Below are 24,118 nucleotides of genomic sequence, written 5' to 3'. Positions count from 1 at the left end.
TCCTTGAATTCGGGCGTTGGAAGGGTTGGCGGGGGTGGGACCCCGCCGTTATTCCGCTTCCTCCGCGTCCAGGAGTTCCATGTTCAGGCCGAGGCCACGGACCTCTTTGACCAGAACGTTGAACGATTCAGGCACACCGGCTTCGAAGTTGTCCTCGCCTTTGACGATGCTTTCGTAGACTTTTGTCCGTCCGGCAACGTCGTCCGACTTGACCGTCAGCATCTCCTGCAGGGTATAGGCGGCGCCGTACGCTTCCAGCGCCCAGACCTCCATCTCCCCGAAACGCTGACCACCGAACTGCGCCTTACCACCCAGCGGCTGCTGCGTGACGAGCGAGTACGGACCGGTCGAGCGGGCGTGGATCTTGTCATCCACCAGGTGATGCAGTTTCAGCAGATATTTAACACCTACCGTGACCGGACGCGCGAATTGCTCACCAGTACGACCGTCAAACAGGATAGACTGACCGCTTTCGTCAAAGCCCGCGCGCTTGAGCGCATCGTTGACGTCAGCCTCTTTCGCGCCGTCAAAGACCGGCGTTGCAATCGGCACACCGCCGGTCACATTGCCTGCCGCTTCGATCAGATGCTCTTCGTCCATGCCAGCGATGCCTTCTTCGTAGACATCCTCGCCATAGGCGATTTTCATCGCTTCACGCACCGGGGTCATGTCACCGGACCGGCGATACTCTTGCAGCGCATCGTCGATCTTAAGACCAAGACCGCGCGCGGCCCAACCCATATGGGTTTCAAGGATCTGACCCACGTTCATCCGGCTGGGAACGCCCAGCGGATTGAGGCAGAAATCAACCGGCGTCCCATCGGCAAGGAACGGCATGTCTTCCATCGGTACAACCTTGGAAATCACACCCTTGTTGCCGTGACGACCGGCCATCTTGTCACCCGGCTGCAGCTTGCGCTTCACCGCGATGAAGACTTTGACCATCTTCATCACGCCCGGGGGCAGATCATCACCGCGACGGACCTTTTCGACCTTATCCTCAAAACGCGCGTCCAGAGTACGCTTCTGCGCCTCATATTGCTCGTTCAGGGCTTCGACGATTTGTGCGTCTTTCTCATCCTTGAGCGCCAGTTGCCACCATTGGCCCTTGGTCAGCATCTCAAGCAGTTCTTCGGTGATTTCCGAATTGGCTTTGACACCTTTGGGGCCTTTGACAGCGACCTTGCCCATGATCAGCGATTGCAGACGGGCATAGATGTTACGATCAAGGATCGCCAGCTCGTCATCACGGTCACGCGCCAGGCGCTCAACCTCTTCACGCTCGATCTGAAGCGCACGTTCGTCTTTTTCCACGCCGTGGCGGTTAAAGACACGCACTTCAACAACCGTGCCGAAATCACCGGGTTTGACGCGCAACGAGGTGTCGCGCACGTCCGAGGCCTTCTCACCAAAGATCGCACGAAGAAGTTTTTCCTCAGGCGTCATTGGCGATTCACCCTTGGGCGTGATCTTACCCACCAGAATGTCACCCGGCTCCACATCGGCACCGATGTAAACGATGCCCGCCTCGTCGAGGTTGCGCAGGGCTTCCTCGCCAACGTTCGGGATGTCACGGGTGATCTCTTCCGGACCCAGCTTGGTATCCCGCGCGGCCACTTCGAATTCCTCGATATGAACGGAGGTGAACACGTCATCACGCGCCACACGTTCAGAAATCAGGATCGAGTCTTCGAAGTTATACCCATTCCACGGCATAAACGCCGTGACCACGTTTTTGCCCAGTGCAAGTTCACCCAGATCGGTCGATGGACCGTCCGCGATCACTTCGCCCTTCATCACCGTGTCACCCACTTTTACAAGTGGCTGCTGGTTGATGCAGGTGTTCTGGTTCGAACGCTGGAATTTGCGCATGCGGTAGATGTCCACACCCGCGTCACCCAGTTCCAGATCCTCGGTCGCACGCACAACGATACGTGTCGCATCGACCTGGTCGATGATACCGGCCCGTTTGGCCAGGATCGACGCGCCTGAGTCGCGCGCAACCACACCTTCGATGCCGGTGCCCACCAGGGGAGCCTCGGAGCGAAGCGTCGGAACCGCCTGACGTTGCATGTTCGATCCCATCAGGGCGCGGTTGGCGTCGTCATTTTCCAGGAACGGGATGAGCGAGGCCGCGACCGAGACCAACTGCTTGGGAGAGACGTCGATCAGGTCCACATTCTCGCTTGGCGCAAGCATGTATTCACCCGACTGGCGGGTGTTGACCATTTCATTGACGAAATTGCCTTTTTCATCCAGCGACGCGTTGGCCTGCGCCACGGTGTGACGCATTTCTTCGGTGGCAGACATGTATTGCACATCGTCGGTCACATGGCCGCCTTCGACCTTGCGATAGGGCGTTTCGATGAAGCCATATTTGTTCACGCGCGCAAAGGTGGCGAGCGAGTTGATCAGGCCAATGTTTGGCCCTTCCGGCGTTTCAATCGGACACATCCGGCCATAATGGGTTGGATGAACGTCACGCACCTCAAAACCCGCACGTTCGCGCGTTAGACCGCCTGGCCCAAGCGCCGAGAGACGGCGTTTGTGGGTGACTTCACTGAGTGGGTTTGTCTGGTCCATGAACTGCGACAGCTGCGAGGAGCCGAAGAATTCACGCACGGCCGCGGCGGCAGGTTTCGCATTGATCAGATCCTGCGGCATGACGGTATCAATCTCGACCGACGACATACGCTCTTTGATCGCGCGTTCCATGCGCAACAGACCTACACGGTACTGGTTCTCCATCAGCTCACCAACGGAACGCACACGGCGGTTACCAAGGTGGTCGATATCGTCGATATCGCCCTTGCCGTCGCGCAGTTCCACCAGTGCCTTGATGCAGGCCACGATGTCTTCGCGGTCCAGCGTGCGCTGCGTGTCCGGCTTTTCAAGCGCCAGACGCATGTTCATTTTCACGCGGCCAACGGCCGACAGATCATAGCGCTCGCTGTCAAAGAAGAGCGTGTCAAAGAGTGCCGATGCGGCCTCTTCTGTAGGTGGCTCACCCGGGCGCATGACGCGGTAGATGTCCATGAGCGCGGTGACGCGGTTCATATTCTTATCCGCCGCCATCGTGTTGCGCATGTAGGGGCCAACATTGACGTTGTCGATGTCCAGAACGGGTATCTCGGTGATGCCCGCATCCAGAAGTTCCTGCAGCGACCCGCCTGTGACTTCGCCCTCTTTGTCGTATTCCAGCGTCAACTCGTCCCCGGCCTCGACGTAAATCGCACCGGTTTCTTCGTTGATGATGTCCTTGGCGACAAACTTGCCGAGGATTTGCTCATAAGGGACCAGCAGATCGGTGACTTTGCCGTCATCGATCAGTTTTTTGACGGCGCGGGGCGTCACTTTCTTGCCAGCCTCGGCAATCACGTCGCCGGATTTCGCATCCACCAGGTCATAGGTCGGGCGGGTGCCGCGCACACGCTCTGGGAAGAACTTGGTGACCCAGCCCTTTTTCTTCTTCAGCTTGTAATCGACGGTGTCATAGTAAGCATCCATGATGCTTTCCTGGTCCAGACCAAGCGCATAAAGCAGCGTGGTCACCGGCAATTTGCGGCGACGGTCGATCCGGGCAAAGACGATATCCTTGGCGTCGAACTCAAAGTCCAGCCAGCTGCCGCGATAGGGGATGATGCGGCAGGCAAACAGAAGTTTACCCGAGCTGTGGGTTTTGCCCTTGTCATGGTCAAAGAACACCCCGGGCGAGCGGTGCATCTGAGAAACGATCACGCGCTCCGTGCCGTTCACAACAAACGTCCCGTTTGGCGTCATCAGGGGCATGTCGCCCATGAACACGTCCTGTTCCTTGATGTCCTTCACGGATTTAGCACCGGTGTCGTCATCAACATCAAACACGATCAGGCGCAGCGTCACCTTCAAAGGCGCGCTGTACGTCATGTCGCGCTGCATGCACTCTTCAACGTCGTATTTGGGCTTCTCCAGATCGTAGCTGACAAATTCCAGCACGCTGGTCTCGTTGAAATCCTTGATCGGGAAGACCGACTGGAAAACACCTTTCAGGCCTTCGCCGTCCATGGGTTCGGGCTGATCGCCGGAATCCAGGAACAGATCATAGGATGATTTCTGCACCTCAATGAGGTTTGGCATGTCCAGCACTTCGCGGATTTTGCCGAAATATTTGCGTAAACGTTTCTGGCCGAGGTAGGTCTGAGCCATGGTCGATGTCACCTTTCATTTCTCAACGGTCGCGCATGCAGTCGGGCCCCTGCACCGCGTCCTTTCGAGACGATGGGTTGCAATCAATTCCCGGTCCATGTCCCACCACAGACCTCCCGATTGCAAAAACCGCACCTTAGAAAGGGCTTTGCGCCACGTCCGGGCAGAAAGCCCTTTCTAAGACAGGTTCGGCTGGGCCCGGAATTTGCCGGACCCAGCCAGAATTTTCGTCCGGGTTGCCCCGGCGAGACTTACTTCAGTTCGACTTCTGCGCCAGCTGCTTCCAGCTTGCCCTTGATGTCGTCTGCTTCGGCCTTGTCGACGCCTTCTTTGACAGCTTTGCCGCCAGCTTCGACCAGGTCTTTTGCTTCTTTCAGGCCCAGACCAGTGATGGAGCGAACCTCTTTGATGACGTTGATTTTCGACGCACCGGCCGATTTCAGGATAACGTCAAATTCAGTTTGCTCTGCACCGGCGTCACCGCCTGCGTCGCCTGCCGGGCCCGCCATCATGACCGCGCCGCCAGCGGCGGGCTCGATGCCGTACTCGTCTTTCAGGATGGTTTTCAGTTCTTGTGCTTCGAGAAGCGTCAGACCAACGATCTCTTCTGCCAGTTTTTTCAGATCAGCCATTTTAGACTCTTTCCGTTTAGATGTGTTCCAACGTCGGGAAATCAACCCTACGCGAATGTTACAAGTTGCTTAGGCGGCTTCCGCCCTTTCTTCGATCGTCGAAATGATGCTCGCGATGTTAGAAGCAGGTGCGCCAATGGAGCCCGCGATGTTCGAAGCAGGAGCACCCAGCATGCCGGCGATTGTCGCGATAAGTTCATCGCGCGACGGCAGTTTGGATGTTGCTGTAACACCAGCACGGTCCAGAGCGGTCTCACCCATCGCCCCGCCAAGAATTTCAAATTTCTTGTTATCCTTGGCGAAGTCCTCGGCCACCTTGGCTGCTGCCACGGGGTCCTCGGAATAGGTCAGAACGGTCATACCCGAAAGGTAGTCACCAATGCTTTCACATGGTTTTCCTTCAAGGGCGATTTTGGCGAGCCTGTTTTTAGCGACACGAACGGATGCCTCGGCGCCGCGGGCGCGGGCACGAAGATCCTGCATCTCTGCAACTGTAAGACCCGTGTAGTGGGCAACCACTACGACGCCAGAGCTTTCAAAGATCTGGCCGAGCTCGTCGACCACTTTCTCTTTCTGGGCTCTATCCACAGTTTCACTCCAGTATTGGAAGGCTTGCGCCCCCCGGCTCAGATAAACCGAAATTTGCATTCCGGCGTTTAAGTCCGAATTACGGGGACAGCACCAAATCGCCCGAGGTTATCCACGGTCAATTATGTCTTTTCCCGTCTCAGGCAGGAAATTAAGGGGAAACCCCACCCACCGTCTTGGACGAATCAACAGATCGCCGCGCGGACGCGACGACCTATCGAGCACGCCCAATAGGCTGAACCGGGCCAAAAGTGAAGGGCAAATAGGCCATGGTTGGAAAAAATTTTCAGAAACTGCCTTTTCCGGGCGCAAAACCCCGGTTTACCTTGCGGTTCATGAAGAAAAACACGTCTACGGCTGAGCAGCGAAAACCAATTGATCTGGTAAGCACACCCTATACCAGAATCAGATATGCAGGCGGCAAGAACGACCATTTGGTCATTTCTTTTGCCGGTATCGGCAAGAAACGCGACCACATGCCACCGGATGAGTTTACCGGGACGGTTTTGCAGAATGCCCGGCACCATTCTTTGTTCATTAGTGACCTGCGGCGTTCTTGGATGAATGATCCACACTATCTCAAATCGGTTCAAACGGCAGTCAACAAACTGCGTGAGCGCGCCAAGATCAAACGGATCACGACTTTGGGTCTGGGCATGGGCGCATTCAGCGCGCTTGTTGCACCCGCACTTTTTCCTGTGACCACAGCCATAGCCCTATCACCTCAGTTTACGATGTCGAAAGAACGGATGCCCGGCGAAAAGCGGTGGCAAACTTGGCGAAGTGGCATCAAGTCTTTCCGGTTTGAAACGGCCGATGATGCGCCGGTGCCGGAGCGGGCCTTCCTCTTTCACGGGCTGGAGAATGATCTCCAGCATATGCGTGCCTTTGCAATCCAACCCAATCGCGATCATTTCGTATTTCCCGATGTGGCCCATGCCGATCTGGGGCAGCACTTCGAGGACCACGGCATTTTGGCGGACCTGGTTACCGCCTGTGTCGCGTACGACCGAAAGGGCGTGGCCCGCCTGGTCAAAAGTTGCGGCGGGACGTGGCGTGGTCGATTTGAGAAAAATCTGGCTCAGCAAGAAGAGCCAGAAGCAGCCTGACCCGAACCAATAACGAAAAAGACCCGGTGCATCCCTGCAACCGGGTCTTTTGTTTTGGCATCAGCGCGGCTTAGTTGCCGGTCGCATTGTCCACAGAAACGCTCACGCCCGGGCCCATTGTTGAGCTCAGCGAGATTTTCTTCATGTAAGCGCCTTTTGCACCGGTTGGTTTGGCCTTGGCGACCGCATCCACAAATGCGCGGATGTTTTCCACCAGTTTGGCCTCATCGAATGATGCTTTGCCAACGCCCGCATGGATCACGCCACCCTTGCCGGCCTTGAACTGAACTTCACCACCTTTGGCGGCTTTTACAGCGTCGGCCACATCCATGGTAACCGTGCCCACTTTGGGGTTTGGCATCAGGTTGCGCGGGCCCAGAACTTTACCCAAACGGCCAACAATCGGCATCATGTCAGGGGTAGCGATGCACCGTTCAAAGTCGATCTTGCCACCTTGAACGATTTCCATCAGGTCCTCGGCACCGACAACGTCAGCACCCGCTTTTGTCGCTTCTTCAGCCTTGGGACCACGGGCAAAAACGGCGACACGCACGTCTTTGCCTGTGCCGTTTGGCAGGCCAACAACACCGCGGACCATCTGGTCTGCGTGCCGTGTATCAACGCCCAGGTTCATGGCGATTTCTACGGTTTCGTCGAATTTGGCAGTTGCGCTGCCTTTGACCAATGCAACGGCTTCTTCAACCGTTACGTTTTCCTGACCGGCGAATGCTTCGCGCGCCGCGCGGGTACGTTTTCCAATTTTTGCCATCTTACTTTACCTCGATGCCCATGGAACGTGCCGAGCCCAGGATGATTTTCATCGCGGCTTCCACATCATTCGCGTTCAGGTCTTTCCACTTCGCTTCGGCAATTTCCTTGACCTGTTTGGTGGTCACGGTGCCAACGGTTTCTCGACCGGGCAAGTTGGCCGCCGATTTCAGCTTGGCAGCTTTTTTCAGGTAATAGGACGCAGGCGGCGTCTTGATGTCCATGTCAAAGGACTTGTCCTGATAATAGGTGATCACGGTCGGGCACGGCGCGCCGGGCTCCATTTCCTGCGTCTTGGCGTTGAACGCCTTGCAGAATTCCATGATGTTAATGCCGCGCTGACCCAGTGCCGGACCAACCGGCGGGGATGGGTTCGCTTGACCGGCGGGCACTTGCAGTTTCATCGTCCCTGCGAGCTTCTTGGCCATAAGCCTTCTCCTTTTACAGCATCCAAACCACCGCGGTGGCCGGACAGGTTTGCCCGTGGTTCGGTGCCGTCACGCGTGACGGCCGCCTCCCACGATTTGAACACGTCAGGTCTGTTTCGTGACCTGCGTGTATTCCAGTTCGACCGGGGTTTCCCGGCCAAAGATCGACACCGTCACCTTGAGGCGCTGGTTGTCGTCATCCACTTCTTCGACCATACCGTCGAAATCCTCGAACGGCCCGTCGTTGACCTTAACCTTCTCTCCCACTTCAAAGTGGATGAGTGTGCGCGGCGCTTCTTCGCCTTCCTGCACACGGTTCAGGATCGCATTGACCTCGGCATCACGCATCGGCATCGGACGGCCTTGCGGGCCCAGGAAACCGGTGACGCGGTTAATCGAGTTGATCAGGTGATAGCCCTGATCCGACATTTCCATCCGCACCAGCACGTAGCCAGGCATGAACCGACGCTCGGCGGTCACTTTCTTGCCGCGGCGGATTTCGATCACCTCTTCAGTCGGCACAAGCACTTCTTCGATCTCATCCTCGAGACCGTTTTCAACGACGGATGTTCTGATTTGCTCGGCGATCTTCTTCTCGAAATTCGAGAGAACACTAACCGAGTACCACCGTTTCGCCATTGTGCACCTTGTCCTCGTCTGTTCAGCCCTTGAGGCCGAAATTCAATTCTTTTTCAGGCGGTTGCGCCTGCATCCCCGAAACAAAAATCGGCGCGCAACTCGAATCGCAGCGCGCCATGCCTCAAAGTGTGGTGTCCACTACCGCCCTTCGCCTTTGATTTCAAGGGTTCGGGCTGGATTTTCTAGTGTGTTACCCGAACAGCCCCAAGATGCCCTGCAGACCGCTGCGGATCATCAGATCGACCAATGCAAAGAAGATTGCCGTCAGCGTGGCCATGATGAAAACCATCACCGTGGTCAGCATGACTTCCCGGCGCGTCGGCCAGATAACCTTCGAGACCTCGGCTCTCACCTGTTGAATGAACTGAAGCGGGTTTGTGCGTGCCATATGCGCTGACTTCTCTGAGATAACTGTACAGCGCGACATACGCGGGCAGGCAGGCAAATTCAAGAGTAGAAGCCGCCGGACTTGCGGGCATTGCAAAACTGTTGCGCCCCGGCTTATGCGCTGCCTTGACGTACTTCTTTTGCCAATCGGTCAAACGGGTCTGGTAAATCGTCTTGCTTGATTTCTTCCCCGGAAAAATCTGGCACATAGATGCCGTCTGTCCATTTCTCAGGCAGTCGGTCCAGAAAGGCGTCGATCTTTTTGGCGGTTGCCTCAGCGCGCTCGCGCAGGCGATCGGCAAAAGCGGGACGTCGCGCGTGTAATTTGCGCCAGGCTGTAACGACGAGTTCCGCCACGCGATCCGGTCCAATTGAGAAATAGGCGATCAAGACAACCCAGAAGGCGATGAAAAGGGTGATTGGGATCAACCAGGGCCGCAGGTAGAAAATCACCGCCAGCACAACCAAAAATGACTGTTTCCGGGTCGGTCTGAACGCTTGGACGCGGCCAACCGCGCGGCCAAAGAGACGCGCAATCATGCCGGGGCCGGTATTGGTGGGCTTCGTGGTCGCCTCAGCGGGCGTTTCACTGGGCGTTCGGATTTCGGCAGGGGCTGACTTCTGTTTTTTGCCAAGCTTGAAAAGACGCCGTGGGTGACGGATGGTTTTGGAAGGAGACGCGTCGGGCGCGGCGTCCTCGCAGTCTTCTAAATCAGGCAAAGCGTCCAGCGCAGCGTCGCGTTTTTGCGCAACCATCACCTTTCGGACAAGCGCCTGAGCGCTCATTTCTTCAGCATCCGGCGAAAATTCTGGTTTCGCGGGTATCGCCTGAATTTCTTTTTTCACCTGCGGCGCATCTGATGAATGCGTAGAACCGGTCATGTCATCGTCCAAAAATGTCACGCCCCCACGTGTCCACTTGCCACTCAGCAGCACGGCAAACGATTAAAGGTAATGATGCGGCTGAAATCGGGCTTAAACATGGCAAAACGGCGACCGGAATGCGGCTTTCGTGCTGAAATAAACGGAAAATGCGTTGGATTTTACGATCGTCTTCTTTGCTGATACGTCTGCCCCGATTGTGAACTCGCCGCGATTTCGTAGAGTGGTGAGATCAAAAAATCTTCCGACATCACCTCAACGATGTAACGGCTTAGGGCCGGTTCGGCCTCTTTTTCGTCTACTTGGGATGCGAAGTCATAATTCTGCCATAAACTCCGGCAAAAAGACTCGCAAACGCCGCCTGATTACTGTATCGTTTCAGCGTATTAACACTATGCGCCCTGGTGATTAGGCGTGGTTTTTGAACTCTAAAGTGCTCTGTTTTTTGTAGGGTGGTTTTTCAATGTTACTGTTTGGTTTTGCCCAAATAAAGATCAACGCGTCGGACAACACGGCCCACTGCACAGCATGTGCATGGGCGAAAACAACAGCAATAACTGATTTTTAACTGATCGAAATGGCATTTGGTGGCTGTTTTGATCGCGAATTTATAGGTGGATTTAATATGTACAGCGCCAGAATGGTCAATTTGCTTGCTGACGCAGCAAGCGTTGCTGGAAACATCTCGCTCAGGGAAAGCGTCCCTGCACAACTGCCCGCGCGCGAATGCGTGTTGCCCGGCGTTGGCGGCGTCTTGACCAACCGTGCCGGTGATTTCGAGCTGGAGGGCCGCGACGCGTGGATTTTCATCAGCATCAAGAACCGCGGGTTTAACCGACCCTATATCAACCGCTTCATCGACATGTGCGAAGGGCTGGGCCTGAACGGCCATGTCTGCCCGGTGGATGATCCCTATCGCTACAACAGCATGGCGGAACTCAAAACCGATGTGCTGCCCGAAGAGGAAGCCGCGAAGATTGAACGGCTGTCGTCCGACATCACCCGGATGGTGCAGAAAGCCATCAACGGTAAGCTGACCAAGCAGGTGGATATCGTCAAATGGCGCGATCTCGAAGACGCAACGCCGAAAGCCTACCGCGCCGAACTGACCAAAGCCTTCAAAGCAGGCACCAGCATTCGCGATCACCTCTACGATCATATTTCGTCAGTGAAACCGCTCGACAGCGAAGAAGATTTCGAGCGTTTTGCGGAGTTTTTCCTATGCGAGGTTCCGGTTCTGCTCAACACGTATTACAGCAGCGGCCCCACGATGGATATTTACCCCGGCCCGCAGCCGAAATTCTTTTGGCAGATCGAATTGGGTGAGTTTGAAGACGAACTGCCCCTGCTGACGGCTCTGACGCGCAAGGGTCGGTCGATGCTTTATCTCGATACGCACGACCGGACGGGTAACAAGAAATGACCATGTTGGATACGCGACCAAAAGTAGAGACCGTCGCCTCGGCGCAGGCGGTCCTTGAAAGTCACTTCTCGCTGGTTTCACAGCCCGGCGCAATCGACGCGTTCGATATAAAGGGCGTGGATGGCTGGACCTCTCCAAATCCGCACCCGGCGCTCAGCATCGGGCGTTGGACAACACATGATCCTGACATAGCGGCGGCGTCCCTCGAAGAAATCGTCACACGGTTTCGCGACGCAGGGCGTGGCTTTGACTGGATGACCGGCCCACGCTGTGCGGAACATGGCCTTCTCCCGCTGCTGCAAAGCCAGGGGTTCATCAATCCGCCGCTGATGATCGCCGCCATGGCACGGTCCGTGGCCTCCGAGAATGACCATGCCATGCCCGAAGGTCTGAACATCTGGAAAGTTACTGATCCCTCGGACAGCCGGATCTGGGACATCATGGCACGCGGTTTCGATGTGCCCGACGATGTGGCGCAGGTGTTTCACGATGCATATCTGACCCAACACCAAAATCAGACATCCGAGGTTTACGCCGTCTCGCTGGATGATGACGATACGCCGGTGGGTGTCGGCTATCTGTCGTATATCGGGGACGGCCCCGCCGTCCTGATGCGGGTGTCAAGCACCTTGGAGGAAGCCCGCGGGCGCGGAATCTACAAGGCCCTTGTCCTGAGACGCCTGCAAGAAGCTGCCAAACACGGCAGAACACAGGCCTTTGTGCATGCCTATTCAATCGGATCACAACGGTGCCTTGAACAACTGGGCTTCCAGAATACGGGCAACCTGCAACTGCATCGGTGGCGGCCATGAGCGTTCATATCCGCGTCATCACGCCAATCGTATCGACGGGTTTGGTTCAGGCGTCCGACTTTGAGGGCATCCTCGACAAGGATGACATTCTAGATTTTACCGAACTGGACGAAGGTCCCGCGTCAATCGAGAGCAATTACGATTCCATTCTCGCTGCACCAGATACCGTCGCCAAGATCATGGCCGCTGAAGCGGACGGCGCAGATGCGGTTGTCATCGATTGTATGGGGGATCCTGCCCTGATTGCCGCGCGCGAATGCGTGAGCATTCCGGTCCTTGGGCCTTGCCAGATGGCAATGAGCATCGCATCAACTCTGGGGCATCGCTACAGCGTCTTGTCGATTTCCAAGGCCACCCATGCCGCGTTCATGCGGCGCGCGCGGGAATACGGCCTGGCAGAGAAATATGCTTCAACCCGGTCCATCGACATTCGTGTCGCAGACCTTCGCGCGCAGTCTGATCTGAGGCGCGAGCGCCTTGTTGTGGCCGCCAAGGCCGCCATCGAGGAAGACGGGGCCGACACGCTGATCATCGGCTGCACCCAGATGTTCGGGGCAGCGCGTCAGTTGGAAGAAGACCTGAAGGTCGAAGGATATGACGTGCCGGTCATCGACCCCATTCCGATGACCGTGAAATTTGCGAAAACCTTTGCCGAAGTCGGCCTGAGCCATTCAAAACAAGCCTTTCGAACCCCGGCCCGTTTGCGCGGCGACAGTCAGAGTGAACCGCGCCCTGCGCAGCGCCTGGCGGCAGTTGGATCCGGCAGCTGACGAAACCTGCCGGTTGGAGTGTGCAGATGTATGACGAGCGAAAAAAGGCTCAGGACTGCGCTGTGATGGACGCTGTCCAAGAGGACCATCAGAACCCTGAACTTCGGGACTATGACTTTGGCGCGATGGTTCTTGATGCGCTGAAAAACAATCCTGATCGTTGCGCCTTTCGATTTCAGGGTGCTGAGCTTACGCGTCGTCAACTGCGCGATGAGACAGGTCAGCTTGCGGCACGTCTGAAACAGGCGGGCGTGCGCCAGGGGTCGCCAGTTGTGGTCGAGATAGAGCATTCTCTCGAGCTGGCCGTTGCCATGTGCGGTGTCCAGGCCGCCGGTGCTTGTGCTGTGCCCATCGACCCGGATGTTGGCGCCGAACGACGCGACGCCATAATGTCCGATATTGGTGCGGCCCATGTGTTGCGGCGCGCCACATCGCGCGACAAAGACGCCCAGATTGGCATAGATATCGCCCATCACGACCCCGGTCAGACGGGGCAAAAAGACACCCATCCTGATCTTGCCTTCATTGTCTACACCTCGGGCTCGACCGGCGGACCCAAGGGTGTGATGATTTCAAAGGAAAGCTACGTGAAACGGATGCAGCATGTCGTGCCGTCTGTTACCATTCGCGACACGGATGTGGATCTGGCCTGGACGCCCTCAAGCTTCATTACGATGGTGGATGAAATCTTCCTGCCGCTTCTCGTGGGTCTGCCGACTGTCATTGCCGAACCCGAAATCAGAACAGACCCGCGCGCCTTTTTGAAATTGGTGAAGCAGGAGAGTATCACCACCTTCCGCATCACACCCAGCCTTTTGAACGTTGTCCTGCGCACCGCAGGGGCGGCGGAGGCACTTGCCGGGATGCGAACACTCATTTGCAGCGGTGAGGCTATTTCAGCCGACCTGCAGAAACTGGTGCACGAAAAACTCTCTGTCACGTTGCTGGGGTTTTACGGCGCGACAGAGGCTCCTGCCGTCGCATTCCGGGCCTTTGACAATGACACACCACCAGTTGACACGACAATCTGCCAACCCCAGCCGTTTGTAACCCTACGGGTTGTTGACGGCGATGGTCGGGAAGTTGCGGTAGGCGAGACAGGTGAAATCTGGATCGGGGCTGCGCCCTTGCGGCGGGCTATTACGGCCGGCCGGAACTCACGGCCGAAAAATTCGTAAAAAGGGACGGCGCACGGTGGTATCGCACCGGAGATCTTGCCCGGCGACTGGCCGGCAATGAGGTCGAAATACTGGGCCGGTCCGATCTGAGCGAGGTCAATATTCACGGCGTTCGCATCAGCCTTCTTGAAATCCGCGAGGCATTGTGTGGCCTTGATGACGTTTCCGATGCCTGGGTCAGCGCCGTTGACGGCACTGAGGGGCGTGATCCCGTGCTTGTCGGTCATTGTGTGCCGCGCGCCGGAAATGACATTGATCCCGAGGCGTTGCGGGCCGAACTGACACGTCGCCTGCCAACGCTGGCTGTGCCCCGCCAGATACTGTCGCATGCGCAGTTTCCCCTGACCGCCAATGGGAAGCTGGATGCGCAAAGCCTTGCACGAGAGGCTGCACAGAGCCTGATCAAGGCAGCGGAAACCGCCCCGCAAGTGGCGCAGGGTGCCACCGTATCGCCGACGGAAATCGCAGTGCTCAATTGCTTTGAGCAAGCCCTTGGAAAACGCCGCATCCCGATGGACGAAAACTTCTTCGACTACGGTGGCACGTCGCTGGAGGCCGTCACGCTTGCGTGCCTCGTCTCAGACCATTTCAACACTGAAATCGGGTTCGAGGAAGTCTGGCTCCACCCAACGGCGCGGGAGCTGTCAGGTTTCGTCGAAAGCCGCGGGGGAGAGCAATCCGCTCGCACGTTTTTCCATGTCGAGGGTGTTAACGGCCCCAGCCTTTTGGCAATCGGGTTTGGCGTTTCTCACCTGGCCGGCACATGGAACGGCAGACGTCTTTTCGTCAGCCCCGGTATCACGGGCGATCCGCGCATTTCCCTGCATAAACGTCTGGATGACTACGTAACCGAATATCTGGAAGGCCTGCGCAAGGTACAACCCAACGGACCCTACCAATTGATTGGTTTTTCGTTCTGCGGATTGCTGGCTTATGAGGTTGCGCGCCGATTGCAGGCGGATGGCGAAGAAATCACCGGTATCGCGCTGATCGAACCGGTAACGCCCTTAGCCCAGAAATCAAGCCGTAGATATGGCCAGGTTGCCAGTGCGCTGGCGCTCAAATCTGTCGCCAAACGTGAATTCTACAAGGCTCGGATGATGGCGCGGCTCGCGAAGAACTCGATGGGTCCGCGATGGTCACGCCCGCAACAGGGGCTGGAGCCGGCATACGGTCATCTGGTGATCGCGGCAGAGAAATTGCAATCCTACGCTGGCGCGGTCGATCTGATCTATGCGGATGGTTTCCACAACCAATCGCTTCGAGCATGGAACGATATCGCAGGCTTGAATTTGCGGTTGCACAAAGTGACATCCGAGGATCACAAAAGCCTGATTAAACCCGATTGCATTGCGCAATGGAAACACGTGATCGACAACTGGTCGATGTGACGCAAAGCCGACAAAACGACGCTCAAATTGGTCAAACGGAGGTAGTTTTGGCAGGGGCAGCAGGGTTCGAACCCGCGACCTACGGTTTTGGAGACCGTCGCTCTACCAGCTGAGCTATACCCCTATCGAGGCGACGAAGTACGACATGTTTCGTCCGGGCGCAAGACCCGAAGCACTCATGCAGCTGATCTCGATTTGCACCATTCGGGGCTCTGTACGACGCCTTTGTCGAAGAGTATTGAAATCTCCCGATCATCCAGCCCTGCGACATCGCCCAACACCTCTTCGGTGTTCTCACCCAGGATCGGCGCCTGCACAGGATCCGTACGGCCCATTTCCGAAAAGACGGTCGGGCTGCCGGGAACGGGATACCGACCAACACCGGGGTGATCCATCATTTTGAACATTGGGTTGTCTTCGCTCAGGTCGGGGTCTTCACGCAGTGCCTGATCGAGGGAGCGGAATTCTGACCACGTCAATGACGCCTTATCAAAAGCGCCTGCAAAATCAGCGACGTTGTGTGCCGCAAACCACGGCTTCAGGATCGCTGTAATTTCATCTTTCAGCACCCACCGGTTGCCTTCTTCGCGCAGATCGAGGCCGGAGCGACGCTGCAAAGCATCCATCGCATCCTGTGTTCCGGTTTGTTGGACGATGCCTGCCCATTGCCGCTCGGTCAGGCCGATGATCATGATCCGGCGACCATCTTTGCAGATGAAATCCTGCCCATAGGCACCATAGAGCGCATTGCCGGCCTTGGCGCGCCCATGCCCGGTTACGGCGGCCTCACCGATCATACCCAGGTGGCCGAGTGCTGCTGCAGCCACATCCTTGAGCGCCAGTTCAACCTCCTGGCCTACGCCGCGGCGCAACCTGTGTCGTTCCGCAGCCATCAGCGCGGACACAACGACGTTGCCCGCGATCAAGTCCCAACAGGGTACCACATGTGCCACCGGATCTTCGCTGCCTTCCGGCCCGGTCATGGCCGGCACACCTAGGCTCGGGTTTACGCTGTAGTCTACTGCCGGGTTGCCGTGACGATCACCGGTAAGGGTCACCGTCACCATATCCTCACGATGGCTACTCAGCGTTTCGTGATCCAACCAGCCCCGCACGCGCAGGTTCGTGATAAAGAGCCCCGCGTCCTCGCCGGGCGCTGTGATAATCCGTGTGATCAGTTCGCGCCCTTCTGGTGATTTCATGTCGACAGCTACGGATTTTTTGCCCTTGTTCAGGCCGGACCAAAACAAGCTGTCACCATTAGGCGCCACGGGCCAGCGCCGCGCGTCCATACCGCCGCCAATCCGGTCAAATCGGATCACTTCAGCACCCAACTGCGCGAGTGTCATTCCCGCAAGCGGCACCGCAACAAACGCAGAACCCTCAACAACACGCATTCCTTGCAAAATTCCGGTCATTTTTTGTCTCTCCATGTTGCTTCTGCTTGCATTGTTTGGTGGCCTTGCGTCGCACCTGCCCAAAGTTTGAGCGCGTCGCCGTCCCAGGCGCCCCGCAGGTGCAGGCCGTCGGTATGGAACAGTGGATGAACACCGCGAAACTTGAAACCATCCGGTGCCCGGCCAGCGACGGTGCGGGCGGAGGCGATCAGGCGCGTGGCCTGCAACGGTCCATGCACCACAAGGCCTGGATAGTGTTCAACGTCCTGCGCATAAGGCAGGTCGAAATGGATGCGGTGTGCGTTAAAGGTACAGGCCGAATACCTGAAAAGAAGTGCCTCGTTTACGGCGACCTCTTCGGCAAAAGCTGTCCCTTCCGGCAATTCCCGGGCCTTGGGCGGTTTAAATTCGTCGGGGATCGCCAGATAGACGATGTCCTGGCTTTCGTTGATCGCCAACCCGTTTTCACCGTGGATTTCGTGGTCCACCGACACAAAAACCATCTGCCCCGTGGCGCCTTCTTTTTCGGTCACAGAGGCAATACGCGATTTTTTTGTCAGGGTTTCGCCGACATGCAGGGGCTGTAGGAATTCGAGCTGTCCTCCCGCCCACATACGTCTTTCCAGCGGAACCGGTGGTAAAAACCCGCCAAGGGCCGGATGCCCATCCGCGGCCAAGGCATCCATAGGGACCGTCGGCAAGACAGAACACCAATGCCAGAGCTGTGGCAACTCTTCATCGGTGGCGGGCGGTGTGGCTACATCCAACGTGGCGGCCAGCATCGCGGCCATGGTGGCATCCACCTGGCCTTCCGCAACATCTTCTTTGCCCGCCCAAGCGGTGAAATTGACCTTGTCCATTTGGCCACATCCGTTTGTTGATTGATGATTAATATATATGAGAGCAGAAAAAAATCAATGTTTATAAAGACTTAACGGTAGACAACGGCATACCGAACGCGCGTATGCTGCAGCTGCAAAAAGACAAACACTGTTGAATTCGCACAACCTTTCGCGAATTTGCCGCGTTGCAGCATTTTCAGGCGCTAAAGCGGCACGCGACAGTGCGTCGCAGGTGCTTTGCTAAATGCAACTGGATCATTGAAACATGCAAAATGATCTGCCGAAATTATCGCCGGAAAATGTCAGTCGTTGGTAACAGGTTGTACCCGGCGATCGCGGCAAGACTAATAAAAAGCCCGACCACCAAAAAGACAATCAGCAAAAAAGCGATGGGACTTTTCACGAGTGTGGCACTCTGCAATTCACTTTCCCATTTTTCCTGGTAATCCGTGGGAAACGGACCAACCGTTGAAAACTTCACGTCAGAATTCAGCTCATCTGATATTTGCACTAACTCAGCAAAAGTATTGTCGATACTGGGTTTGCCCGCCAGCGTCACAACAAAGGAACCATTAGTGTGGATTGCTAATACGCGTTCAAATGCTTCAGCTTCGGACAGATCCAAACTTCGCACCAAGAGCTCAACAACGTGCTCCATGGGCGTGACATCATCATTTTGAAATTCAATGCCATACAATTCTCGCATGGCTTTACATAAAAAAAGAAAGCGGCCAAAAATTGACCGCTTTCCATTGGTTTATTGGGCAAAGCCTTACTCGATGATTTTGGCGACGACGCCGGCGCCGACGGTGCGGCCGCCTTCGCGGATCGCAAAGCGCAGGCCGTCTTCCATCGCGATCGGCGCGATCAGTTCAACCACGAACTTCAGGTTGTCGCCCGGCATCACCATCTCGGTGCCGCTTGGCAGTTCAACCGTGCCGGTCACGTCCGTTGTCCGGAAATAGAACTGCGGGCGGTAGTTCGCGAAGAACGGCGTGTGACGCCCGCCTTCCTCTTTGGTGAGGATATAGGCTTCGGCCTCGAACTTGGTGTGTGGTGTCACCGAACCCGGCTTGCACAGCACCTGACCACGCTCAACACCGTCACGGTCGATCCCGCGCAGCAGCGCGCCGATGTTGTCGCCCGCTTCACCGCGATCCAGCAGCTTGCGGAACATTTCAACGCCCGTGCAGGTGGTTTTCGCCGTGTCGCGGATGCCGACGATTTCAATCTCGTCGCCCACGTTGATCACGCCACGCTCCACCCGGCCGGTCACAACCGTACCGCGGCCCGAGATCGAGAACACGTCTTCCACCGGCATCAGGAACGGCTGATCCACCGCACGCGCAGGGGTCGGGATGTATTCATCCACGGCCGCCATCAGCTTCTTGATCGACTCTTCGCCAATCTCTGGGTTGTTGCCTTCCATCGCCGCCAGCGCCGAGCCGGGGATCACAGGAATGTCGTCGCCAGGGAAGTCATACGAGCTCAGAAGCTCGCGGATTTCCATTTCAACCAGTTCCAGCAATTCATCATCGTCAACCTGATCGACCTTGTTCATGTAGACAACCATGTAGGGGATGCCCACCTGACGGCCCAGCAGGATGTGCTCGCGGGTCTGGGGCATCGGGCCATCGGCCGCGTTCACCACCAGAATGGCACCGTCCATCTGCGCCGCACCCGTGATCATGTTCTTCACGTAGTCGGCGTGGCCGGGGCAATCCACATGCGCGTAGTGGCGCGCATCGGTCTCATACTCAACATGCGCCGTCGAGATCGTGATCCCACGCGCCTTCTCCTCCGGCGCGCCGTCAATCTGGTCATACGCCTTGAAATCACCAAAATACTTGGTAATCGCCGCCGTCAGCGTCGTCTTGCCGTGATCAACGTGACCAATGGTCCCAATGTTCACATGCGGTTTCGAACGATCAAACTTTTCCTTTGCCATGTCTCGAGGCGCCTTGTCTGTTGGGGGGCCATGCCGGCCCGATTATGCTCATCGCGCGCCGTTTATTGAAAGGCGCACAGAAAATCAAGCGCTACATGCCAATTCACGGATATCAACCGTCCTCGCCGGGTGCGACCACTTCGGGCTCTTCGATGATCGTGGCAGCCGCCGCCGCGGCGGCTGCCGCGTCACTCGATGGTGTTTGCGCATCAGAACCGGCTTCTTCAACGGGTGCTTGCGTATCAGTCGCCGTTGCGTCCTCTGCGCCAGCATCTTCAGAGGCATAGGCTTCATCCGCTTCCGGCTCCACCCGATTCCCCAGCAATGTCAGTTTTTCCTTGGCAGGTCTGCCATCGGCCTCGAACCAACCGAGTTGATTGTTTTGATTGACCAACCAGTTCTCAATCAGTTTCGACGCATTGCGCGTCAAGTTGAACATCTGCGCTTCTTTTGACTGCGTCAGCCCTGACCCCAAAATGGTTTTGCCCGAGAAACTCTCGACAACCGTGATCAGTTCGGGCTTTTCATTCAACTTGGTCTGAGACGCATCATCCCAGGCGGTCACATTCAGGATCAGCGCGGATTTGGGAGAGGCAACGATCGGGACGCCGGGAATGGCGAGGACGTAGCCTTCGATGCTGATCCCGAGATGATAGAGCTTGTCCCCGTCATATCGCCGGAACCGCTCATCAACGGCCGCCTTCATCTCGGTGATCCACTCTTCGGTGCTGGCTTCCCGTGACGCGGGACCTTTTGTGATGTTGGGCGCGACAACCACATTATGCGCCAAAGTGAAGTTGCCCAGATAGGCAGGCGCGTCATCGAGATCATTTGGATTGGTACATGCGCCAAGTAGAACGACTGCCAGGACGGCGGCAAACTTGCGAAACATCAGCATCCCTTCAGGTTTTTATGCAATCCGGATACCGCAGCGGACGTTTCAGCGCAATCATTTGCCGCGCCGCACGGGCCAACCTATATCTATGGCAACCGCGAAAGGTATGCCGATGTTGAAACCCAACCTTCCCGTTCACGTCCCGCTTGTGACCGAACCGATGGGTATTTTGCAAAGCCTCAAAGCTGCACGACACAACCTGCTGACCATCATTCCACAGATCGCGACCAAACAGCCGATGATCTCGGGCCGAACCGGCAAACGGTGGCATATGGTGATGGATCCGGGTGCAATCCGTCAGATGTTGTTGGAAAACCTGGACAATTACCCAAAATCCATTGTGACCAAAAACCTGTTGCGTCCGGCTATTGGGGATAGCCTTTTCATTGCTGAAGGCGCCCATTGGCGCTGGCAGAGGCGCACGGCCGCCCCGGTCTTTTCGCATCGCAACGTGACAAATCTCGGACCAATCATGGGGGCTGCGGCCGAGCGCAGTTGTGAACGCATCGCCGCCGCGGGCCCGCGTGCTGTGGACATGGCGGATGACATGGTGCGCACAACTTTTGACGTGATCAGCGAGGTCACGTTCTCCGGGGATGGCACGTTTGATGGCGACGCTGTTCACAAATCCATCGACGCCTATATCGCCGAGGCCGGAAAAATCTCGCTTTTTGACATCCTCGGGTTTCCCGATTGGGTGCCGCGTCCGGGTCGCATGATGACCGGCAAGGCCGTGGCGCAAATGAAGAGCGTCGCCGATGAGGCCGTCGAAGCCCGGCGCGCGCGCGGCAGCAAGGGTGTGCCCGATTTGCTGGACCTGTTGCTGGCCGGCGAAGATCCAGAGACCAAACGCCAGATGAACACGGCCGAATTACGGGATAACTTGCTGACCTTTATCGTGGCTGGCCATGAAACCACGGCGCTCACACTGGCCTGGTCACTCTACCTTTGTGCCTTCGATCAGGACGTGCAGGACCGGGCCCGAGCCGAGGCACAATCGGTGCTGCAAGGCCGGACAGCCACAGGCGCCGATGTCGCAAACCTCCCCTTCATTCGCATGATTGCCGACGAAGCTCTGCGCCTTTATCCACCTGCGGCCATGGTTTCACGCACAGCGCTTGCGGATGATACCCTCTGCGGCCGGGACATTCGGGCAGGTGATACCGTGATCATCCCGATCTACGCCCTGCATCGAAACCAATTGCTGTGGGAGGACGCCGACGCATTCCGCCCGGATCGTTTTGCCGACCGCAAGGCGATTGAACGGTATGCCTACCTGCCCTTTGGGGATGGGCCGCGGATTTGCATCGGGGCCAGCTTTGCGTTGCAGGAAGCGGTGATCATTCTGGCCACGCTCTTGTCGCGGTTCCGGTTCACACAAGTCCCGGGTCGCGATCCGGACCCTGTCATGATCCTGACCCTTAGGCCCGAAGGGGGTGTCTGGCTCGAAGCTGAAGCGATGACGCCGTAAAGATTAATCGCAAATGTTTTGCAGGTCCTGCCACTGCTCTTCACTCAAGACCGTTGCCGAGCCGCCATTCAGTTCGGCATTTTCTCGCGCCCGCGCCGCGCGACCCGCACTGGCAGGGTGAGTGGCAAAATATTCCATCACTTCTGATCTCTCGCCGCTCATTTCGTCGATCTGCGTAAAGAAATCTGCCATGCCGGTGCTGTCGATGGACGCATTATTCAACGTCTCCAGCGCAAAGACGTCCGCGCGTGCCTCTGCTTCGCGCGTATAGCTGGCCTGCAAGAGACGGTCTGCCAGAAAAACGGCCACCACCCCGCCGGTAACGTCTCCCAAAACGATCGATAGCAAACTACCCGTGCCAACGGCGCGCAATGCATGCCGCGTGGGATCGCGGTTTTCGACATGTCCGATTTCATGGGCGAGGACGGCTGCCACCATTTCAGGGCTTGAGGCCCGATCAATCAAGCCCCGCATGATGACGATCTGGCCACCGGGGGCGGCAAATGCATTCATCATCGGGTGATCGAAAACCGTGACGTCCAATTCATATTGCATGTCCCGGCTTTCGGTTAACGTGGCCGTCATCTGATCAAGTGCTGCCCTACCCATTGGATCGACACAGTTCAGGGCGCCAAAATCCGTCCCACCCAAGGCCCTTTCAATTTGGGCGGTGATCGATTTGCCAAGGGCAATTTCCTTTTCTATGGGGATCAATCCCGCCAACGTATCCGCCATTCGTGGCAGGATCACAAAGAGCATGAGCACCACCGATGCCACAGCAATTGTGGTGTATTTCACCACCCTGCCCCACGTACCAGGGCGCAGGTCCCTGCGGTGCAAGTCCGGGCTCAGCTTTTCAATCCGAGCGATCATGGATTGCTCACTCAGGGTGACACGCGCCGTTTCCAGAGGCTTCTCATCGCCTTCATGTGAATGCAGGCTCAGCGTCATCTCACCAGTCTTGGCACGTTTGTCGGTGACGCGCAGGCGGGACAAGGGCCAGATCAATGCATCGGGCAACGTCGCACCTATGATCACCAGATCGGTCTCATTCTCGATCCGCAGATCGACCCGGTGGCGCACAGCCGACTGTCCGTCAAAGTAACTGCCCGCCACACTTTGCATCAGATGGCGCCGCCCACATCAAGCGCATCTGCGAAGCCTTCGGCATCCGCACCTTCATCGGTTGAACGTTGCCGAACAGCATCCAGCGCTTCCGCGTTTTCAAGCACCGTTGATGCAATGACATGCTGCAGGGTGGGCTGCGTGATCCAGACCAGCAACAGGGCAGAAAGAATTGTCAGCGTGCCGAGGTAAATCACAGCCGCCGCAACAAAACCGATCACACCCATTTCACCCGGACCCGCCATCAAATACGGGCCCAAAAGAAAGCTCACAATCGCGGTGAAAACGGACACCAGTATGGATCCGAGGATCATCAGGACCAGCCCGCCCAGAAGGATGTAGCCCACGACCGAGCTTGTCTCCGGGACTGCGCGAAAACTGATGTCGCCATCCAGAGTTTTGTGATCAGTCAGGTATTTGAACGTGCGCACGCGGTAGGACACATACCCGATCAACGTCCAGATATAGCCGACCAACACCAACAGAACGCCAGCAATTGAACCGCCCGAGATAAGCAGGGCGACTGCCAACCCTGTGACCACGATACCGATCGCCAGATGCGTAATTGCGGGATACATCTCTTGCCAGCGACCCTGCTGTTCAAACTTGGCGGACCCGTACCAGCTGCGATCCGTGATGTATTTTTCCAGCATGAAGGTTTGTCGGGGCAACAATAATCCCAAGGTCAGGATCGTCAGTATCCAGTGTCCAATCGCACGGATCGCGTATCCCCATGCGCCGTTTTCAACGCCAAAACGCACACCGCGCCATCGACTTCGGGCCATTTTGTAGCGGCGCGCGCGATACTGAGCGAACAGGATCAATGGCAGAACGGCAAACACGCTGACATAAAGCCCGGCTTGCTGTGCCACCAGTTCGGCCATCGATTGCGGCTCGCGAAAAAGGTTCACACCAAAGTAGAACAACAACATCTGGATCACGCCCAGATAGATGGCCAAGATCACAACGGCGGCCAGAAAGCCCAACAGTTTTTCAAGACCGGTGCCGGTGTATTCAAAGCGATCACCTTTTCCGCTGATCGACGACCAGATGTATTTTCGGATACGTGTCTTGGCCCAGAACCGGTAGATGCCAAGCGTGCCCATGGTCAGCAGTGATGTCACCATAGCCAATTTGAAAAGTTCGCTGCGGTCGCCTGTGTAATGGCCCGCAATTATTGATTTATTGTCGTTCATGGTGAACCTTCCAACGCTTACTCTTTCGGGTGCCTTAGTTCGAATTCCGTAG

Annotated in this window: 22 protein-coding genes and 1 tRNA gene; 7 read left to right on the top strand and 16 right to left on the bottom strand. The window is 56.7% G+C overall.

Features of this window, described 5'->3' with window-relative positions; all coding sequences use genetic code 11:
• Positions 1–48 precede the first annotated feature (48 nt).
• The 3 genes from rpoB to rplJ all read right to left on the bottom strand — a co-directional run bounded on the left by rpoB (position 49) and on the right by rplJ (position 5,405).
• On the bottom strand, positions 49–4,185 hold the full coding sequence (gene rpoB / locus ACZ1HJ_RS07735; RefSeq protein ID WP_472721726.1) for a DNA-directed RNA polymerase subunit beta: 4,137 nt from the start codon (positions 4,183–4,185) through the stop codon (positions 49–51).
• A gap of 251 nt (positions 4,186–4,436) precedes the next feature.
• Complete coding sequence (gene rplL, locus ACZ1HJ_RS07730; RefSeq protein ID WP_472721725.1) at positions 4,437–4,817, bottom strand: 50S ribosomal protein L7/L12; 381 nt, start codon at positions 4,815–4,817, stop codon at positions 4,437–4,439.
• A 69-nt stretch (positions 4,818–4,886) separates the two neighbouring features.
• A complete protein-coding gene (rplJ, locus tag ACZ1HJ_RS07725) occupies positions 4,887–5,405 on the bottom strand; it encodes a 50S ribosomal protein L10 (protein ID WP_472722180.1) in 519 nt (172 codons plus the stop codon).
• Positions 5,406–5,674: 269 nt separating this feature from the next.
• On the opposite strand from rplJ, the gene ACZ1HJ_RS07720 reads away from it, so the two are divergent.
• Positions 5,675–6,514: a hypothetical protein gene (locus tag ACZ1HJ_RS07720; protein WP_472721724.1), complete on the top strand. Its 840-nt coding sequence runs from the start codon at positions 5,675–5,677 to the stop codon at positions 6,512–6,514.
• A 70-nt stretch (positions 6,515–6,584) separates the two neighbouring features.
• Here ACZ1HJ_RS07720 and rplA read toward each other — a convergent pair whose 3' ends face one another.
• From rplA to ACZ1HJ_RS07695, 5 genes are all read right to left on the bottom strand, one after another.
• A complete protein-coding gene (rplA, locus tag ACZ1HJ_RS07715; RefSeq protein ID WP_472721723.1) occupies positions 6,585–7,283 on the bottom strand; it encodes a 50S ribosomal protein L1 in 699 nt (232 codons plus the stop codon).
• Between the two features lies 1 nt (position 7,284).
• A complete protein-coding gene (gene rplK / locus ACZ1HJ_RS07710) occupies positions 7,285–7,710 on the bottom strand; it encodes a 50S ribosomal protein L11 (RefSeq protein ID WP_472721722.1) in 426 nt (141 codons plus the stop codon).
• Between the two features lie 105 nt (positions 7,711–7,815).
• Positions 7,816–8,349, bottom strand: a complete 534-nt coding sequence (nusG, locus tag ACZ1HJ_RS07705; protein ID WP_472721721.1) for a transcription termination/antitermination protein NusG — start codon at positions 8,347–8,349, stop codon at positions 7,816–7,818.
• 190 nt (positions 8,350–8,539) lie between these two features.
• Positions 8,540–8,737, bottom strand: a complete 198-nt coding sequence (secE, locus tag ACZ1HJ_RS07700) for a preprotein translocase subunit SecE (protein ID WP_472721720.1) — start codon at positions 8,735–8,737, stop codon at positions 8,540–8,542.
• Positions 8,738–8,850: 113 nt separating this feature from the next.
• On the bottom strand, positions 8,851–9,618 hold the full coding sequence (locus tag ACZ1HJ_RS07695; RefSeq protein ID WP_472721719.1) for a hypothetical protein: 768 nt from the start codon (positions 9,616–9,618) through the stop codon (positions 8,851–8,853).
• Positions 9,619–10,243: 625 nt separating this feature from the next.
• Here ACZ1HJ_RS07695 and ACZ1HJ_RS07690 point away from each other — a divergent pair.
• The 5 genes from ACZ1HJ_RS07690 (at position 10,244) to ACZ1HJ_RS07670 (ending at position 15,192) form a co-directional block, all read left to right on the top strand.
• Positions 10,244–11,041, top strand: a complete 798-nt coding sequence (locus tag ACZ1HJ_RS07690; RefSeq protein WP_472721718.1) for a hypothetical protein — start codon at positions 10,244–10,246, stop codon at positions 11,039–11,041.
• A 2-nt stretch (positions 11,042–11,043) separates the two neighbouring features.
• Positions 11,044–11,853 (top strand): GNAT family N-acetyltransferase, encoded by an 810-nt coding sequence (locus ACZ1HJ_RS07685; RefSeq protein WP_472721717.1) that lies wholly within the window; start codon positions 11,044–11,046, stop codon positions 11,851–11,853.
• The gene (locus tag ACZ1HJ_RS07680; RefSeq protein WP_472721716.1) at positions 11,850–12,623 is read left to right on the top strand and encodes an aspartate/glutamate racemase family protein; all 774 of its coding nucleotides are present in this window, start codon (positions 11,850–11,852) and stop codon (positions 12,621–12,623) included. Before ACZ1HJ_RS07685 ends, ACZ1HJ_RS07680 begins: the two co-directional genes overlap by 4 nt.
• A gap of 65 nt (positions 12,624–12,688) precedes the next feature.
• Positions 12,689–13,801, top strand: coding sequence for an AMP-binding protein (locus ACZ1HJ_RS07675; protein ID WP_472721715.1), 1,113 nt, complete (start codon positions 12,689–12,691; stop codon positions 13,799–13,801).
• 143 nt (positions 13,802–13,944) lie between these two features.
• A complete protein-coding gene (locus ACZ1HJ_RS07670; RefSeq protein ID WP_472721714.1) occupies positions 13,945–15,192 on the top strand; it encodes a thioesterase domain-containing protein in 1,248 nt (415 codons plus the stop codon).
• A 48-nt stretch (positions 15,193–15,240) separates the two neighbouring features.
• Here the strand turns inward: ACZ1HJ_RS07670 and ACZ1HJ_RS07665 are convergent.
• The 6 genes from ACZ1HJ_RS07665 to ACZ1HJ_RS07640 all read right to left on the bottom strand — a co-directional run bounded on the left by ACZ1HJ_RS07665 (position 15,241) and on the right by ACZ1HJ_RS07640 (position 20,271).
• Positions 15,241–15,316 (bottom strand) — tRNA-Trp (locus tag ACZ1HJ_RS07665).
• Between the two features lie 52 nt (positions 15,317–15,368).
• Positions 15,369–16,610 carry a CoA transferase gene (locus ACZ1HJ_RS07660; RefSeq protein ID WP_472721713.1) on the bottom strand — a complete coding sequence of 414 codons (1,242 nt, stop codon included), beginning with the start codon at positions 16,608–16,610 and terminating at the stop codon, positions 15,369–15,371.
• Positions 16,607–17,449, bottom strand: coding sequence for an HTD2 family dehydratase (locus ACZ1HJ_RS07655; RefSeq protein WP_472721712.1), 843 nt, complete (start codon positions 17,447–17,449; stop codon positions 16,607–16,609). The genes ACZ1HJ_RS07660 and ACZ1HJ_RS07655 overlap by 4 nt, the downstream gene beginning before the upstream one ends.
• 268 nt (positions 17,450–17,717) lie before the next feature.
• The gene (locus ACZ1HJ_RS07650) at positions 17,718–18,137 is read right to left on the bottom strand and encodes an ATP-dependent Clp protease adaptor ClpS (RefSeq protein WP_472721711.1); all 420 of its coding nucleotides are present in this window, start codon (positions 18,135–18,137) and stop codon (positions 17,718–17,720) included.
• Between the two features lie 66 nt (positions 18,138–18,203).
• Entirely contained in the window at positions 18,204–19,379 is a 1,176-nt protein-coding gene (tuf, locus tag ACZ1HJ_RS07645; RefSeq protein ID WP_472721710.1) for an elongation factor Tu, read from the bottom strand.
• Between the two features lie 112 nt (positions 19,380–19,491).
• Positions 19,492–20,271 (bottom strand): hypothetical protein, encoded by a 780-nt coding sequence (locus ACZ1HJ_RS07640; RefSeq protein ID WP_472721709.1) that lies wholly within the window; start codon positions 20,269–20,271, stop codon positions 19,492–19,494.
• A 109-nt stretch (positions 20,272–20,380) separates the two neighbouring features.
• Between ACZ1HJ_RS07640 and ACZ1HJ_RS07635 the strand changes: the two genes are divergently transcribed.
• Positions 20,381–21,745: a cytochrome P450 gene (locus ACZ1HJ_RS07635; protein WP_472722179.1), complete on the top strand. Its 1,365-nt coding sequence runs from the start codon at positions 20,381–20,383 to the stop codon at positions 21,743–21,745.
• Positions 21,746–21,748: 3 nt separating this feature from the next.
• On the opposite strand, the gene ACZ1HJ_RS07630 is transcribed toward ACZ1HJ_RS07635, so the two are convergent.
• Positions 21,749–22,870, bottom strand: coding sequence for a M48 family metallopeptidase (locus ACZ1HJ_RS07630; RefSeq protein WP_472721708.1), 1,122 nt, complete (start codon positions 22,868–22,870; stop codon positions 21,749–21,751).
• Positions 22,870–24,066: a DUF898 family protein gene (locus tag ACZ1HJ_RS07625; RefSeq protein ID WP_472721707.1), complete on the bottom strand. Its 1,197-nt coding sequence runs from the start codon at positions 24,064–24,066 to the stop codon at positions 22,870–22,872. The genes ACZ1HJ_RS07630 and ACZ1HJ_RS07625 overlap by 1 nt, the downstream gene beginning before the upstream one ends.
• Positions 24,067–24,118: the final 52 nt, after the last annotated feature.

The sequence above is a fragment of the Roseovarius sp. JB2-10 genome, from assembly GCF_055693585.1.
This window is presented reverse-complemented; position numbering and strand designations above follow the sequence as displayed.